Here is a 16,069-nt window from a genome sequence, read left to right as displayed (position 1 = left end):
CCTCCGGACCTGATGGTCCGGAGGGCGTCACCGAGATGAGGCGGACTAGGCGAACGACGGCTGGCGCATCGCGTGCTCCACCAGCGCGATCAGGATCTGCTTCGTCGACTGCCGGTTCCGCGCGTCGCACGGGATTATCGGCACGGACGACGAGATCGTCAGCGCGTCCCTGATCTCCTCGGCCCGGTGGTGCATCAGGCCGTCGAAGCAGTTCACCGCGATCACGTACGGCAGGTCGCGGTCCTCGAAGAAGTCGATGGGCGCGAACGCCTCGTCGATCCGCCTCGTGTCGACCATGACCACCGCGCCGATCGCACCGCGCACCAGGTCGTCCCACATGAACCAGAACCGGTGCTGGCCGGGCGTGCCGAACAGGTACAGGATCAGGTCCTTGTCCAGCGACACCCTGCCGAAGTCCATGGCCACCGTCGTGGTGACCTTGTCGGGGACCATCGACAGGTCGTCGACCCCGACCGAGGCCTGGGTCATGACGGCTTCGGTGGTCAGCGGGGTGATCTCGGAGACCGAGCCGACGAACGTCGTCTTGCCGACCCCGAAGCCGCCGGCGACGACGATCTTCGACGACACCGCGTTCAGGCCGCCCCCGGATGACCCCGGACGACCCGGAGCACCGTTGCTCATCGGAACTTCCTTCTGCTCTTCAACTCTCAGGCCCGCATGGACACGTGCAGCTGGGCGCGGATCTCCGGGGTGAGCTGGAGACCGACGCGCTCCACGAGCCGGGTCATCGCGTAACCGATGAGCCCGATGTCGCAGTTCGGCGCGGCGAGCACGGCGAGGCACGACCCGTCGCTGATGGACATCAGGAAGAGGTAGCCGCGTTCCATCTCGACGACGGTCTGCTTCACCTCACCCGCCTCGAAGCAGCGCGCCGCGCCCTGGTTCAGCGAAACCAGGCCGGAGGACACTGCGGCGAGCTGCTCCGCGCGGTCGTGCGGGAGGCGGTCCGACGATGCGAGCAGGAGTCCGTCCGCCGAGACGACGATCGCGTGCGCGACACCGGCGACCCTGCTGACGAAGTCCTCGACCAGCCAGCTGAAGTTGTCCAGTTCCTCAGTCGCGGTGGTCACTGGCGTTCCCTTTCTGCGATCACGGGGATGCCACCGACGGCGGAGTCGAAGAGCGACTCACGGCCCATCTGGACACCCTTCTGGTACGTGGCGAACCGCTGGCGCAACCTGTCGGCGGACCGCGCGGGCACTGCCGCGGCGGTCGCCAGCTGGGGTGCGGGTGACGACGGCTTGGGGAGCGATCCGGGCACGAGGCGTGCCTTGGGAACGCGCTTCGGCAGGCCGTTCTCCGTCGTCTGCGCGGATTCACCGGATCCGAGCGCGCCTGCTGCGGCACGCCATCCGTCGTCCGCCGCACCCCAGTCGGAGTCGGCGAAGTCTGCGACCGCGCGGGGCACCGCCGTGGGTGCCTCGGTCTTCACGGGCTCGGCGGACCGCTGCCTCTTCGGCAGGCCGTTCACCGTGGCCGGTTCGGACTCTTCCTCGGCGCGCTCCGGTTCCGCTGGAACGCCCCTGGTGGGTTGTGCGATGACGGTCGGTTCATCCGCCGCGGGGGTCTGGAACCACCGCGACAGCGCGTCGGGCGAGATCAGCGGCTCGTCGTCGTCGATCACGACGGCCGGGAAGATCTCGGTGGCCGGGTCGTTCTGCTCGACCGGGCGTTCGACGGGCGGCTCGTAGGAGTATCCGTCGTCCGCGGACTTCTCGTCCGCTTCGATCCGCGCTGTGAACAGGCCGTCCGTGGACGTCTGCTCGATGCGGTGCCGGCCGGAGTTCTCCTCCTCGACCGCGGCGGGCGACGGCAGCGACACGGGGTGCTCCGGCGTCCACTTCGGCACACCGGACAGGCCCTCGCCGGTCGTCTCGGCACCCGGCGCGGCGGCCGGGGCCGCGGCCGGCAACGGCAGCGCTGGCGCAGAACCCTTGTGCAGCAACGAGATCGGCAGGATCACCTGGGCGGTGACACCGCCCTCGATGTCGTCGTTGTTCGCCAGCGTCACGCGGATCTCGTGGCGCTTCGCGAGCTGGCCGACCACGTACAGACCCATCTCGCGGGCGACGGAGACGTCGACCTCCGGCGGTTCGGCGAGCTTCTGGTTGAACTCGGCGACCTCGTCCTCCTGGATGCCGACACCGCGGTCGTGGATGCGGATCGCGACCTCGCCCTTGCGGGTCTCGATCGTGCGCACGGTGACCTTGGTGGTGGGCTTGGAGAACGCCGTCGCGTTGTCGAGCAGCTCGGCGACGAGGTGCGCGAGGTCGTTGACCACGCGTCCCTGCACCATCAGGTCCGGCGTCGGCGCGATCTGGACGCGCGCGTACTTCTCGACCTCGGAGACCGCGGCGCCGAGGACCTCGGCGATCGCGACGGGCCGGGTGACGCGGCGGTTGACCGTGGTGCCGGACAGGACCAGGAGGTTCTCGCTGTTGCGCCGCATCTGCGTCGCGAGGTGGTCGAGCTCGAACAGCGACGCCAGGTGGTCGGGGTCCTGCTCGTCCTGCTCGAGCCGGTCGATCACGCTGATCTGCCGCTCCACCAACGCCTGCGAACGCCGCGACAGGTTGATGAACATGTCGTTGACGTTCGCGCGCAGTGCCACCTGCTCGACGGCGAGGCGGACCGCCTCGCGCTGCACGAGGTCGAACGCCCGCGCGACCTGGCCGACCTCTTCGGTCGTGTTGATCGGCACGGGGACGATCGCCTCTTCCGCGGCCCGTTCCGGCTCGCGGTGCGACCGGATGCGCCGGATGGCTTCCGGCAGCTGGTTGCGGGCGACGTCGAGCGCGCTGCGGCGCAGCACGCGCAGCGGCCGCAGCATCGACTGCGCGACCATGGCCATGAGGCCGAACGCGAGCAGCAGCGTGACGGCGACCAGGCCGGCGTCGCGCCAGGCGTCCGACCGGGCCTGGTCCGCGAGACGCGTGGTCGTCGCGTTGGCCTGGTTCTCCAGTTCGGTCGAGACCTGGCGAATCAGGTTCGCGGTGTCCTGACCGATCTTGAGGACGTCGGCGTCCGTGATGGTCACGGCCTCGCGCTCCGCGTCCTGCGCGAGCGCGAGCTTCACGAGCCGGTTGCGGCCGTCGACGGCCGAACCGGACACGATGTCCTGGAACTTCTGCTGGTTGGCCACCGACGCGGCGTCGTTGAACTCGCGGAACGAGGCGTCCAGCCGGGACTGCGCGGCGCGCAGCTCGTCCGCGGCGCCGGGCGCGAAGCCCTTGCGCAGCGCGGTGGACACCAGGATCGCGTTCTGCTCGCCGAGCTGTTCCTGCGCGTTGTAGAGCGCCTGCGCCGCGGAGACCAGCGGAACGATCTCGGGCTCGCTCAGGCTGGACACCGCGGCGCGGTGCACCTGGCTGAGCTGCGCGATGATCTGGTTGTACGCACCGACAACGGCGATGTCGGGGTACTTCGTGCTCAGCAGCGTGACACGCAAGCTCGCCAGTCCGTCGAGGGACTCGAGCGACTTCGTGAACGACTCCTGAAGGGGCGCGCTCAAGGCCGTGGCCGTCGCGCCCGAGTCCCGATACTTGCCCAGCTCCGTGTCAGTGAGCCCAGTGCGGGCCGCGTGCTCGGGGCACGCGTTCTGCCTGCCTGCTGCCACACACTGCACGGCGTAGTCGCGCTCGACCTGAAGCGCGTTCTCCACCTTCGCCGCCTGGTGGCTGACCGCGAGCTCGCGCTGGACGGTGTCGAAGAGTTCGACGTCGTCGAGCTGGGTGTTCAGGCGCAGGCCCGCGAGAGTCGCGGTGCTCAGAGCCGGAACTAGCAACACAACCGCGAGCTTGCTCCGCAACCGCCAGTTGCGTAGGCGGAACCGGTCGATGCCTCGCTGGTCCTCACGACCGCGCACCGTCAACACTCCCCGCCCCGTTTAATAGCTGCAAACCTGGTGGATCTTGGAGTAAAAAGCACCGTTCTCATACCGCCGTTCGGACGACAAAACAGCTGGTTCGAGAATCAACAACTTTGAAGTGGGCGACTAAACGGCCCTGAAGCGATAATTCATACGGAGGAAACGAGGGGCACGGGTGACCGCGATCACGGCCCGATCACAGCCACCCGTGCGTTTCGTCAACTACCGGAGGGCTGGATGATCATCGACTTGACGTCGATGTCCTTGTCCAGCATCTGGTACGTCTTCATCAACTGCACCACACGCTGCAGACGCGTCGCGTCCAGCGTGGTCGGGTAGGCGCCGAAGTGGACGAGACCAGCGGTTTCCTTGTCGACCTTGGCGTACTCGACGATCAGCGGCTCGACCGTGGGGCGGTCGGCGGCGTCGGCCTGGCCCTTGGCCATCGCGCGCTGGAAGGCGGCGACGGTCTTGGGGTTCTCCTTGGCGAACTTGCCACTGGTTCCGTAACCCGCGATCGGGATGTTGTCGGTCGGGCCGGACGCGGCGTCCAGCACCTTGATCTGACCGGCGGCGCGCTGCGCGCGGGTGATGAACGGCTCGACCATGAAGGCGGCGTCAACGGTCTTGTTCTGGACCGCGGCCTGCATGTCGGGGAACGCCATCTCCTTGAACTTCACCGTGCTGACATCCACGTTCGCGGCCTCGAGGGTCGCCTTCGCGGTGAGTTCCGCGATGTTCTTGAACGTGTTGATGCCGATGGTCTTGCCCGCGAGGTCCTTCGGCGACTTGATGGCCGAGTTCCCGTCCGCCAAGATCAGGAACATGTCGGGTTTCGCCTGGTAGCCGTCGGCGATGAGCTTGAGACCGTCGACAGCCTTCGCGTTGTCCTTCGCCTGGGCGGCGATGAACGAGACCCAGTTGCCGAACGTGAAGTCCAGCTCCTTGCCGATCACGCCGGTGATGCCGGCGGCGCCGCCCTGGATCGTCTTGAGCTCGACCTCGAGGCCCTCGGCCTTGAAGTAACCCTTCTTCTGCGCGATGTAGACCGACGCCGTGTCGACGACCGGGATCACGCCGAGTGTGATCTTGGCCTTCTCGACGGGGCCGCTCGTGTTCGAGTCGGCCGGGGGCGCCTGCTCTTTGCCGCCGAGCGCACTACAGCTCGCCACTGTGGCGAGCACGGTGGCCAGTGCGATGCCACGGATGGCCATACGGCGGACTCTTCGAGTCATCGGGAGCACTCTCCTGTCGGAGCGGTGTCGTCGTTGCGGGGGGAGAAAGTCGCGACGGTCAACCACTCAGAGTAAGGATGCTGCTCCAAAAGACCCCAGTTGACCGACACGAGCAGGTTCCAGTCCACTACCTGCGGTGAGCATCTAAGCACAACAGGTCTAGGGCTAGGAGAACCCCAATTGAAGCGCTCAGTGGCCGTGATCGGCGCAGGGCCGGCCGGTCTGACCTTGGCAAACTTGATCCAGCAGTCAGGTATCGACTGCGTTGTGCTCGAAAGAGCTAGTCGCAGCCATGTGGAAACACGTGCACGCGCAGGCGTCCTGGAACACCGCTCTGTGACGATGCTGGAGTCACTCGGACTGGCGGATCGTTTGCTGATGGAAGCAGACCGTCACGGTACGTGCGAATTCCGCGTCAACGGCCAAGCCTTCCAGGTGGCGTACAGCGACCTGTACGGAGGACGCCAGCACTACGTCTACCCGCAGCAGGAAGTCGTCAAGGACCTCATCGGGTCATTCTTGGCCGCCGGGGGTGACATCCGGTTCTCGGTCAGCGACGTGGAGTTGCGAAATCTGACGTCGTCGCAGCCCTCCGTGGTCTGGACCAGCGCAGACGGGGTCCGGGAAAGCCTCACCGCCGACTTCGTCGCCGGATGTGACGGATTTCACGGAATAAGCCGTCGCTCCATTCCTGAGGGCGTGCTGACCGAATTCACCCACCAGCACGGGATCGAGTGGCTCTCCATTCTCGCGGAGGCCCCTCCGTCGACTAAAGCGATCATTTACGCACTCCACGCCGACGGTTTCGCCGGACACATGTTGCGCTCGCCCTCGATTTCTCGCTTCTACTTGCAGGTACCGGTCGGGACCAATGCCGATGATTGGACCGACGAACAGGTCTGGGAAGCGCTGCACAAAAGGTTCGCATTGCACGACTCGTCGTGGTCGCTGACCGAGGGAAAGATCATCGAAAAGCGCGTGCTCGACATGCGCAGCCATGTGGTCGAGCCGATGTCCTACGGCCGGCTGTACCTGCTGGGTGACGCAGCACACATCATCACCCCGGTGGGCGCGAAGGGCATGAACCTCGCCATGAACGACTCCGCAACGTTCGGACGTGCACTTATCGACTTCTACGCCACCGGATCCGAGACCGGGCTCAAGACGTACTCGGAGGACTGCCTGCGCCGGGTCTGGCGGGCCCAGGAGTTCTCGCAGTGGATGGTCAACATGATCCACACCGACGTGAGCTCCCCCTTCTTCGGACGTCTGGCCCAGGCCCGGCTGGAGCACCTGGCCGAGTCCCCCGCCTACCAGGCGACGTTCGCCGAGAACTACGTCGGTCCATAAGGGTGAAATCCCCGTTCCCCTAACGGGGTGACATCGATCCCCTAAGGTTATAAAGCCGTCACAATCTGGGGCCAACTCCCGATGCCGGGGGGTGTCGTTCATCCATACGGTTCATCCCGACACCCCCCGTTCCACCCATCTTCAGGAGCTTGAGTCCCCATGGGCACCCAGACGCTGCACGACTTCACCCTCAACCTGCTCGGCGACCTCGACGCCCGTGAGGCCTTCCAGGTCGACCCCGAGGGCGCCCTCGCGGCCGCCGGACTGGGTGACATCTCGCCGGTCGACATCCAGGAGATCCTGCCGCTGGTGCTCGACAGCGCGTCCGTCGCGAACGTCGACGTGCTGGACAAGGTCCTGGTCGGCGCGGGTGACCTCACCGCGGTCGACAGCCTCAAGCTGCTCGCGGGCAACGCCGCCGGCGTCTCCGACGTCGTGGGCGTCGTCTCCCCCGCCACCGTCACCGCGCTCGTCTCCGACGTGGCCGGCGTGGGCGATGTCGCGTCCACCCTGGACGCCACCGTCCTGGGCGCCACGGACGTCGTCTCGTCCGTCTCCGCGGTCGCTCCGGTCACCTCCGCCGTGACCGACGTCGTGGACGTCCACAACGTCACCGACGGCCTGGTGAAGGACCTGGACACCGACGTCATGCTGAAGGACGTCGTGAACGCCGACTCCGTCGTCAGCACCGTCACGGGTGTCACCGACGTCGCGAACATCGCGGACGTCGCCGACATCGCGGACGTGACGGACGTCGTGCAGAACGTCGGCCAGGTCGGCGACGTGCACCACCTCGTCGGCGACGTCGTGGGCGACCTCAACATCGGCAACATCGGCAACATCGGTGACCTGGACGTGCTCGACCACGGCATCGGCAACGGCAACGACCTCGGTCTGCACCTCTGATCGAGCTCGTCGACAGGGACACGACGGCCGCAAGCCCGCGTTCTGCCCCCGAGCGCACCAGGCCGCCGATCCCGCCCAGTGCACACACCCTCCTATGTGCGCACGAAAAGATCAGCCCCGGACCGCGGCGGGTCCGGGGCTGATCTTTCTTCTGTTGTCGCACAACGTTTTCACGGCTGTTACGTCAGCTCTCCCCCGTAGAGCGCCGTCATGCCCCGTTCCATCGCACCGCGAACGCGGTGGAGGTCCACAGACGACCCGCGCGCCCCGTCTCCGCCGGCCGCGCGCCACACGTCCGGTGGCTCCACCCCGTCCGGCAGGTCGAGGTACCAGGCGAAGCCCCGCGGCCGCGGCGGCACACCGGCCTCCACGAGGTAGGAGTTCACGAACGCGTCGACGATCTCCTGGTCGGGGTGGATCGGCACGGGCGTGCGCACGACCCGGCGCGGACCGGCGGCCCAGGCGAGCAGGAGCGGATACCCGTTGTCCGGCAACGAGAGCAGCCGCCGTCCTTCGAGCAGCACGATCCTGTCGGGTCCGCCGGAGAGTTCCACGGGCTCCGCGTCGACGACCAGGAACAGGTTCCAGTTCGTCACCGGGGCATCAGGAGGAGACGGTCTCGCTCAGCGACTCGCGCTCCGCGGCGGCCCACTTCTCGACGTCCATCGACGGCTTGCCGACGTTGAGCAGTCGCGCCACCTTGGACCGCAGGGCGATGAAGCCGTCCGCGGTCCGCGTGGTGACCTGGTCGCGCTCGGCGGGCAGCGGCACCTCCAGGTTGGCCACCAGCCGCGCGGGAGAGCTGCTGAGCACGAGAATCCGGTCGCCCAGGTACACCGACTCGTCGATGTCGTGGGTGACGACGAGGACGGTCGTGTCGTGTTCACGCCGTACGCGAAGCAACAGGTCCTCCAGCTCGAATCGGGTCTGCGCGTCCACCGAGGCGAACGGCTCGTCCATCAACAACAACGCCGGGCGGAACGCCAGAGCGCGCGCGATCGCCACACGCTGCTGCATGCCGCCGGAAAGCTGCCACGGGCGCTTGCGGGCCGCACCCGACAGTCCCACCCACTCCAGCGCCTCGGCGGCCCGCTTGCGCCGCTCGGCGCGCTTGAGGGAGCGCAGCGGGAACTCCACGTTGCCCTGCACCGTGAGCCACGGGAAGAGCGAACGCTGGTAGTCCTGGAACACCACCGCGAGGTGGGAGCCGTTGAGCCGCACGGAACCGCGCGACGGCTTGATCAGACCGGAGATCGTCCGCAGCAGCGTCGACTTGCCGCAGCCGGACGGTCCGACCACGCAGACCAGCTCGCCCGCGCGGACGGTGAACGTGAGGCCGCCGATGGCCTCGTAGTCGCCATAGGTGTGGCCGAGGTCGGCCACCTCAAGCATGTTGCTCATCCCGACTCCTCGGTTGCCACGCCAATGCCCTGCGTTCCACCGCGAGGAACGCGGTGTTCAGTACGTACCCGAGCACGCCCAGGAGGACGATCCCGGCCCACATGCGCTCGTTGTCGAACTCGCGCTGTGCCTGCATGAGCTGCATGCCGATGCCGTTCTCCGTGTTCACGAGCTCGGAGATGACCATCAGCACCAGCGAGAGGGAGAGCGAGACCCGCAGGCCCGCGAAGATCTTCGGCGAGGCGGCGGGGAGCACGACCCCGAGAACCCACTGCCAGCGCGGGATCTGGAAGACCGCCGAAGTGTCCACTTTGGTCACGTCGACCGACCGCGCGCCGTCGACGCTGTTGAGCAGCACCGGCCAGACGACGCCGAAGATGATCGTGGCCATCTGGGTCGCCGTGCCCGTCTTGAACAGCAGCAGGAACACCGGCACCAGCGCGGGCGGCGGGATCGAGCGCAGGAACACCAGGAGCGGGTTCGCGTACTCCATCGCCCGGTCCGACCGGCCGAGCAGCAGTCCCAGGGAGACGCCGATGACCGAGGCGATCGCCCAGCCCGTCAGCATCCTCGTGACCGAGGGGATGACGTTGTCGGTGAAGTTCGCCGGCTCCACCACCCACCAGTCCCAGGCCGCCGAGACGATGGCGGACGGCGGCGGGAAGTACGGGTCGTCGGCCAGCCAGGCGCTCAGCTGCCACACGACGACGAGACCGGCGAAGACGACCCACCGCTGCAGGAACTTGGTCACCAGGCCACCCAACGTCGCTGGATCCGCTCGAGACCGTTGTTGAGCAGCAGGCCGATCACGCCCGCGACCACGGTGCCGACGAGCACCTGGTCCATCCGGCCGGGCCCGCTGCGGGCCTCCATGATGAAGAACCCGATGCCGAGCTGGCTGCTGGCCAGGATCTCGACGCTCACCATCACGATCAGCGCGGTGGTGGCGGCGAGCCGGATGCCGGTGAAGATGAACGGCAGCGCGCTGGGCAGCGCCACCCTCGTCAGCACGCCGATCCGCCCGACGCCGAACACCCGTGCGGTCTCGATCTGCAGCGAGTCGAGCTCGTCGAGGGCGTAGATGGTGTTGAACAGGATCGGCCACAGCGCCGCGTACACGGCGAGGGTGATCTTGGTCTCCGGCCCGAAGCCGAGCATCACCAGGGCGAGCGGAATCAGTGCCACGGAAGGGATCGGGCGCAGGAACTCGACGACCGCGCGGGTCGCGTGGCGCACCGCCGGCACGCTGCCGAGCACGAGCCCGGCCGGCACCGCGATGGCGACGGCGAGCCCGATGGCGATCAGCAACGCCAGCACCGTCGCGACCACGTGGCTGTAAAACGCAGGAGAGGTCAACTGCCTCACGAGCTCACCGAACACGACGGACGGTGGGGGGAGCGCGTCTGCAGGAACAAGGGGGGAGCGTCCGAGGAGCTCCCACAGCACGAGGAACCCGGCAATGCCGATAATTCCTCTTGTGAACGCACGCACTCGGTCACCCTAGAGAGTGGATCTCGGCTTCACAATGCGTGTCTGGTCAACTTCAGGTTGTTTCCAGCGCACGACGGCGGTTCAGCAGACCTCCACGCGCTCCACTTCGCCGAAGCTCTTCACCCATTCGGAGTCCGTGAGCCGCGCACCGTCTTTTTCACACATCTTCTCGATGATGTGCCCGCTGTCGAGGTGGTAGGGCAGCAGCTCCGGGTCCTGTCCCCCGCTGCGGACGAGGAAGTCGCCGTACTGCGGCCGGTACACCGCCCGCGTCGAACCGCCGTGGCCGACGACGTACACGAGCCGGTCCGGGGAGCGGTCGGACGTGTAAAGCCGTTGCACCTCGAAGATGTTGTCCCGCACCACCGCGATGCGGTCGTCGTCGGAGAACGTGACGCGGGCGCCGTAGCGCACCGCGCTGTCGAGCCGGGCGCGCAGCACGGGCGCGCCGCTGGGAACGCGTTGCCACACCTCGACGACGGACTCGGGCGAGTGCTCGACCGCGAGCCACCGGCCGTCGCCGCTGTAGGTGACGCCGCGGACGTAGACGTGCTGTTCCAGTGCGGGCGCGGCGCGTTCGACCGTGCCGCCGATGCGCCAGAACTCGATCGTGGTGTTGCCCGACGCCACGTCCCAGACGGCGGTGGCGAGCTCGCGGCCGTCCTGGCTCAGCGCCAGCGTCTCGGGGTTGCGCACCGGCATCGGCAGCTTGCGGGGAGCGCGCGGGTCGCTCAGGTCGAACAGCTCCGCGTGCTCGCTCTCGTCCGGCGTCGGCAGCCCGACCTCGGCCGCGTCGCCGATCTTGCCGACGACGCGCGAGCCGTCCGCGCTGAGGTCGAGAGTCCGGAACCGGTCCGGCAGCGCCGCGAGGTAGGTGACGTCGTTCGCGTCGTTGACGGTCCAGAGGTACTCGCGGCCCGTGGTGTCCCTGGTGATGGCACGGCGTTCGGCGAGCTTCACGACGCGGTGGCCGCCGGCGAACTTCTTGCCGGGCGTCGCGCGGTCCTCGTCGAGGCTCCACATCCGGTCGGTGCCGTCCTCGTCGGTGACCGCCGCCATCTCCCCGCGCGGCGCGACGAGCACGTCGGCGTCGTCCTTGGGCGTGCCGGTGAACGGGATGCCGCGCGCGACCGCGTTCGCGAGCCGCAGCACCTTCTCCGCCTCCGGCGACGGGTTGACCTTGTAGCCGACCAGCGCGTACTTGTCCGCGTACGGGCGCCGTTGCTCCATCAGCGCCTCGGACTCGGAGATCGCCTTGCCGCCGAGCTCCCGGTCGTGCGCCTCGACGAGCTTGCGCTCGTTGGACAGCGCGTAGACGACGGTGCCGGGCACGAGTGCGATCAGCACGGCCATCACCGCGATCAACGCGGTGGCGCGGCGGGTCTCGCGCCTGGTGCTGATGTCGACGAACCTGCGCTCCTGCGCGGTCAGGAACTCGCCGAGCTCCTTGGCCCTGCGCAGCCGCGTGCCGCGGTAGAGCGCGAGCGGGTCGCGGTCGCTCGCCTCCCACAGCTCCATCGCGGTGACGAGCTGCTGGTGCGTGCTGAGGTTGTCGCGCTCCTCGTCGACCCACGCGACGAGCCGCGGCCAGCGCAGCAGCGCGTCGTGGGCGAGCTGCGCGCCGTCGTCGGTCAGCGTCACGAGCCGGGCGCCGGCGAGCCGGTCCAGCAGGCGCGGGTCGACGTCGAGCCTGCGGGTCCGGCGCTGCACGAGTCCGTTGCGCTGCACGGAGATCAACCGCAGGAAGACCGACCTGACGGCGCGGCGGTCGGTCTCGGCGAGCCCGGTGAAGAACGCCTCGGCGGCGCTCACGGCGACGTGCCCGATGCCACCCGCCTCCTCGAACCCGGCGAGCGACAGCGTCATGCCGCGCTTGCGGCGCCACGTCTCGACGAGCACCTGCTGCACCAGCGGCAGCGCGTGCTGGTTCGCGGCGTCGGCGACCAGCTGCGCGACGACCGCGGTATCGACGGTGGCGCCGATCTTGGCGGCGGGCTCGGTGATCGCGCGGCGCAGCTGGTCCGCGCTCATCGGCTCGATGGTGATCTCGGTGCCGCCCAGGCCCTTGTCGAGGCAGCGCTGCCGCTGGTCGGCGCGGACGGCGAGCACCACGTGCGGGCAGCGCGTGATGGCGGCGACGAACGCGTCCGAGCCGAGGGTCTTCTCGGCGTCGTCGACGAGCAGGACGAGGCCGGGGCGGTGCTGGCGGATCCGCAGCCGGAGGTGGCCGGGGTCCTGCCGCAGCTCGGCCGCGAGCGCGTCGGCCGTGGTGTCCCCGAAGACGCCGGCGAGCGCCTCCGCCAGGTCGCCGAGCGGGTCTTCGTGCCGCGGGGTGATCACCACGGCGTCGGCGAGCGCGGGCTGCACGCCCGCCCGCAGCACCGACGTGCGGCCGGAGCCGGAAGCGCCGACGACGAGCGTGAGGGGCTTCGACCGGGCCGAGTCGACGATCTGCTCGACGAGGTACTCGCGGCCGAAGCAGCGCTTCGCGTCGTCCTCGGTGAACGGCTCGAGGCCGGGGTACGGGGCGTTGGGCTGCAACGGCTGCGTGTGCTCGGCCGCCAGCTCGCGCCAGCGCTTCGTCCACGGCGCGGGGTCGGCGTCGCACGCCTTGACGAACGCGAGCGTGAGCGCCAGCGAGGGCAGCTTCCGGCCGCCGGCCGCGTCGGACAACGCGGTCGGCGAGTAGTTCGCCCGCCCGGCCAGCTCGCGGTAGCTCGGTTTGCCCGCCTGGTCACGCAGTCGCCGCAGGTCACCGGCGAACCGCAGCAACGCCGTGTCCTCCGGACCCAGCGGTCGTTCCCCTCGTGGCATGACGCCTCCTGGCGGGATTGTCCACCAGAGGTTCGTCCGCCGTCTAACGGCCCGCTGAGCACCTGCAACTCCGGTGTGTGCTTCGTGATCGGTCCACTTCAGAGGGTCACGGCGCTCAGTCGCGGCACGGCGGCGTGAACGCTAGATCGCCGAAGTACCGCTCCCACTCGGCGCGGTTCATCCGCGGGACGGCCTGCTCGCAGATCCGCACCGCCGGGTCGCGCGGGTCGACGTCCCACAGCCGCACCGCCCGGTCCGCGCCGCCCGTCACGACCTCGTCGCCCCGGGGCGTGAGCCCGACCGCCGCGACCGGCCCGGCGTGCCCGCGCAGCAGGGCCTGCTCGGCCGGTTCCCCCGCCGGGAGCTGCCACAGGCGCACCAGCCCGTCGTCGGTCGCCACCGCCACGCGGTCCGCGCCGAGCCGGGCCGAGGTGATCTCGGCGCCACCGGAGGGGATCTCGGCGCGCAGGGCGGGGGCGCGCGGGTCCGCGGTGTCCCACAGGTGCACGGCGGTGGTGGCGGTGGTCATCAGCAGCGCGGCACCCGCGAACTGCGCGCTGCCGGCGAACTCGCTGGTCAGCGCGAGGAACTCGACGTCGGGCGGGTCGGTGACGTCGACCAGGTGGACGGCGTGGCCGGTGGTGACGGCGGCGAGCACCCGGCCGTCGGGGCGGAAGGACAGGCCCGCGAGCGGGCCCAGGCCGAGCTGGGTCGTGGTGACGAGGCGCGGTCGTTCGCGGCGCAGGTCGGTCCAGAAGCTCAGCGCGCCGTCGTTGTCCGTCGTGACGAGGGTGGTGCCCTGCCAGGCGATCGCGGTGGCGCGGACGGGCAGCACCGCCACCTCGCGGGGTTTGCCGAGGGTGACGTCGACGACGCGGACGGCGCCGTCGTCGCCCGCGGAGGCGACCAGGCTCCCGGTCGAGTCCATCGCCAGTGCCGTGATGGCGCCGGCGTGCCGGGTGGCCTCGTGGAACGTGCGCGGGGACGGCAGGTCGTCGAGCGCGGTGACCACCACCGCGCCGTCGCGGTGCCCGGTGACGACCTGCTGCTGCGTCGAGCCGACGACCAGGGCGGTGACATCGGAAGGGGCCTCGCGCAGCACCTGCGACGGCACGTCCTCCTGGCGCAGCCCGTTGCGCGCCTGCGCGAGCGGCACGAGCCGGTAGGCGGCGAGCGCGACCTGCTGGGCCAGGGCGGGGTTCGTCGACCGCAGCGCGGCGGCCTCCCCCACGGCCTTCAGCACGGCGGCGTTGGTGCGCTGCTCGTCGGCGGTGCGGCTGGCCCGCAGGGCGAGGGCGGTGGTGCTGGCGGCGACCACGAGCAGCGCGACCAGCGCGGCGAGCAGCTGGCGCTGGCGGCGGGTGCGTCTTCGCGCGCTGGCGGAGATCTCCTGCTCCGCGGCCCGGCTCGCGGCGAGGAACGCGCGTTCGGCCGCGTTCAGCTCGAGCCCCGCGGGGACGTTCGCGAGCCGGCGGCCGCGGAACAACGCGCCCGCGTCCCGGTCGAGCGACTCCCACGTCCGCACGGCGTGCGTGAGCTCGCGCTGGGCCCGGATGTTCTCGCGTTCCTCCTCGACCCAGCCGTGCAACGCAGGCCAGCCGCGGATCAGCGCCTCGTGCGCGAGCTCGACGCCGTCGCGGCCGATGACGACGAGCCGGGCGGCCGCCAGCGTGAACAGCACCTCCTCGTCGGCTTCGAGCTCGTGCCTGCGGGCCCGCCGCTTCGTGCCCTCGGCGGTGACGAGCCGGAGCAGGATCCTCTTCGCCTGCGCCCGGTGCGCCTCCGGCAGTCCGTCGTAGACCTCCTGCGCGGTGCGGGCGACGGCGTGGTCGAGCCCGCCGACCTCCTCGTAGCCCGCGAGGGTCAGCGTCAGGCCGCGGCGGTGCTGCCAGGTCTCGGCGAGCGCGTGCGACAGCAGCGGCAGCACGGCGGCCTGCCCGACCGCGTCGGCCATCAGCCGGGCCAGCAGCGCGGTCTCGACCCTGGCGCCGACGGCGGCCGCGGGTTCGGTGATGGCCAGGCGCAGCTCGTCCGGTGTCATGGGCCCGACGAGGACCTGGTTGCCCTTCAGCGCCTCGACCAGGGCCGGGTGCTGCGCGCAGTGCCCGTAGTAGTCGGCGCGCACGCCGATGACGGCCTTCTCGCACCCGGTCAGCGCCGCGACGAGCCACGTGCGCAGCTCCTCGGTGCGGCACAGGGTGAAGAGCTCCTCGAACTGGTCCACCACGACCAGGTGCGGGTGCAGGTCGCGGAGCCTGCCCGGGTCCCGCAGGTCCGCGGTGAGCTCGACCGCGTCCCGGCCGGTGAGGCGGGCGAGCGCGACCGCGCACTCCTCCCGCGGGTCGGCGCCGGGCGTGAACAGCAGGACCGGCTCCCTGGTGCGGGCGATCAGCCCGGCCCTGAGCAGCGACGACTTGCCCGCGCCGGACGGCCCGAACACGCCGGTGAAGCGGTTGCCGGTGGTGAGCAGCTCCGCCGTCAGCCGCTCGCGGCCGAAGAACCGCGGGGCGTCGCCGGGCTGGAACATCGCGAGCCCGACGTACGGGCTGCCGTGCGCCGGCTGCGGTTCGCTCTCCGCGACCGCCCGCCAGCGCCGTGCCCACTCCTCGGGGTCGCCGTCGCACGCCAGGGCGTAGGCCTTCGTCACCGCGAGGCTGGGCAGCTTCCGCCCGCCGGCGGCCTCCGACAGCGCCGCGGCCGAGTAGTGCGCCCGCCGGCTGAGCTCGCGGTAGGTGGGCCTGCCGGCGCGCTCCCGCAGCCGGCGCAGGTCCGCCGCGAACCGCAGGAGACCGCTCTCGCCCTCGTCGAGAGGGCGTTCCCGTCTCGGCATCCCGTCATTGTTCAGAGAACTTTGTTCAGCGGCCAACGACCGTCCGTGAACAACCCGTTCGCCCTAACGTGGGCGACATCCTGCGGGGAAGACCCGGTGCTCACGCCCTGAACCGGCACCGGCCTGAGGCCGTGGGTGGCGGGTCCGCCACCC

12 protein-coding genes are annotated in these 16,069 nt (G+C 69.7%); 2 read left to right on the top strand and 10 right to left on the bottom strand.

Translation table 11 applies throughout. The features are described from left to right. Window positions 1-45 precede the first annotated feature (45 nt). The 4 genes from ACFWGZ_RS30005 to ACFWGZ_RS29990 form a co-directional block, all read right to left on the bottom strand. Entirely contained in the window at window positions 46-642 is a 597-nt protein-coding gene (locus ACFWGZ_RS30005; protein WP_382454942.1) for an ATP/GTP-binding protein, read from the bottom strand. Between the two features lie 26 nt (window positions 643-668). Beyond that, window positions 669-1,091, bottom strand: a complete 423-nt coding sequence (locus ACFWGZ_RS30000; protein ID WP_090051261.1) for a roadblock/LC7 domain-containing protein — start codon at window positions 1,089-1,091, stop codon at window positions 669-671. After that, window positions 1,088-3,808, bottom strand: coding sequence for a nitrate- and nitrite sensing domain-containing protein (locus ACFWGZ_RS29995; protein ID WP_382454941.1), 2,721 nt, complete (start codon window positions 3,806-3,808; stop codon window positions 1,088-1,090). Before ACFWGZ_RS29995 ends, ACFWGZ_RS30000 begins: the two co-directional genes overlap by 4 nt. A 299-nt stretch (window positions 3,809-4,107) precedes the next feature. Continuing rightward, window positions 4,108-5,103, bottom strand: a complete 996-nt coding sequence (locus tag ACFWGZ_RS29990; protein ID WP_382454940.1) for an ABC transporter substrate-binding protein — start codon at window positions 5,101-5,103, stop codon at window positions 4,108-4,110. A 201-nt stretch (window positions 5,104-5,304) separates the two neighbouring features. Here ACFWGZ_RS29990 and ACFWGZ_RS29985 point away from each other — a divergent pair, with 201 nt between their 5' ends. Then, complete coding sequence (locus ACFWGZ_RS29985) at window positions 5,305-6,474, top strand: 4-hydroxybenzoate 3-monooxygenase (RefSeq protein ID WP_382454939.1); 1,170 nt, start codon at window positions 5,305-5,307, stop codon at window positions 6,472-6,474. A gap of 159 nt (window positions 6,475-6,633) precedes the next feature. Next, window positions 6,634-7,380 (top strand): IniB N-terminal domain-containing protein, encoded by a 747-nt coding sequence (locus ACFWGZ_RS29980; protein WP_382454938.1) that lies wholly within the window; start codon window positions 6,634-6,636, stop codon window positions 7,378-7,380. A 179-nt stretch (window positions 7,381-7,559) separates the two neighbouring features. Here the strand turns inward: ACFWGZ_RS29980 and ACFWGZ_RS29975 are convergent, their stop codons facing one another. The 6 genes from ACFWGZ_RS29975 to ACFWGZ_RS29950 all read right to left on the bottom strand — a co-directional run bounded on the left by ACFWGZ_RS29975 (window position 7,560) and on the right by ACFWGZ_RS29950 (window position 15,916). Continuing rightward, window positions 7,560-7,976, bottom strand: a complete 417-nt coding sequence (locus ACFWGZ_RS29975; RefSeq protein WP_382454937.1) for a DUF5956 family protein — start codon at window positions 7,974-7,976, stop codon at window positions 7,560-7,562. A 7-nt stretch (window positions 7,977-7,983) separates the two neighbouring features. After that, window positions 7,984-8,781, bottom strand: a complete 798-nt coding sequence (locus ACFWGZ_RS29970) for an ABC transporter ATP-binding protein (protein ID WP_382454936.1) — start codon at window positions 8,779-8,781, stop codon at window positions 7,984-7,986. Next, window positions 8,765-9,532, bottom strand: coding sequence for an ABC transporter permease (locus ACFWGZ_RS29965; protein WP_382454935.1), 768 nt, complete (start codon window positions 9,530-9,532; stop codon window positions 8,765-8,767). The genes ACFWGZ_RS29970 and ACFWGZ_RS29965 overlap by 17 nt, the downstream gene beginning before the upstream one ends. Next, window positions 9,529-10,272 (bottom strand): ABC transporter permease, encoded by a 744-nt coding sequence (locus tag ACFWGZ_RS29960; protein WP_382454934.1) that lies wholly within the window; start codon window positions 10,270-10,272, stop codon window positions 9,529-9,531. Before ACFWGZ_RS29960 ends, ACFWGZ_RS29965 begins: the two co-directional genes overlap by 4 nt. A gap of 81 nt (window positions 10,273-10,353) precedes the next feature. After that, window positions 10,354-13,086, bottom strand: coding sequence for a helix-turn-helix domain-containing protein (locus tag ACFWGZ_RS29955; RefSeq protein ID WP_382454933.1), 2,733 nt, complete (start codon window positions 13,084-13,086; stop codon window positions 10,354-10,356). A 115-nt stretch (window positions 13,087-13,201) separates the two neighbouring features. Continuing rightward, the gene (locus tag ACFWGZ_RS29950) at window positions 13,202-15,916 is read right to left on the bottom strand and encodes an XRE family transcriptional regulator (RefSeq protein ID WP_382454932.1); all 2,715 of its coding nucleotides are present in this window, start codon (window positions 15,914-15,916) and stop codon (window positions 13,202-13,204) included. Window positions 15,917-16,069 lie beyond the last annotated feature (153 nt).

It is taken from the genome of Lentzea sp. NPDC060358 (assembly GCF_042725365.1).
Taxonomy (GTDB): Bacteria; Actinomycetota; Actinomycetes; order Mycobacteriales; family Pseudonocardiaceae; genus Lentzea.
Note: the sequence above shows the minus strand (reverse complement) of the source record. Positions and strands in the feature narration are given on the sequence as shown.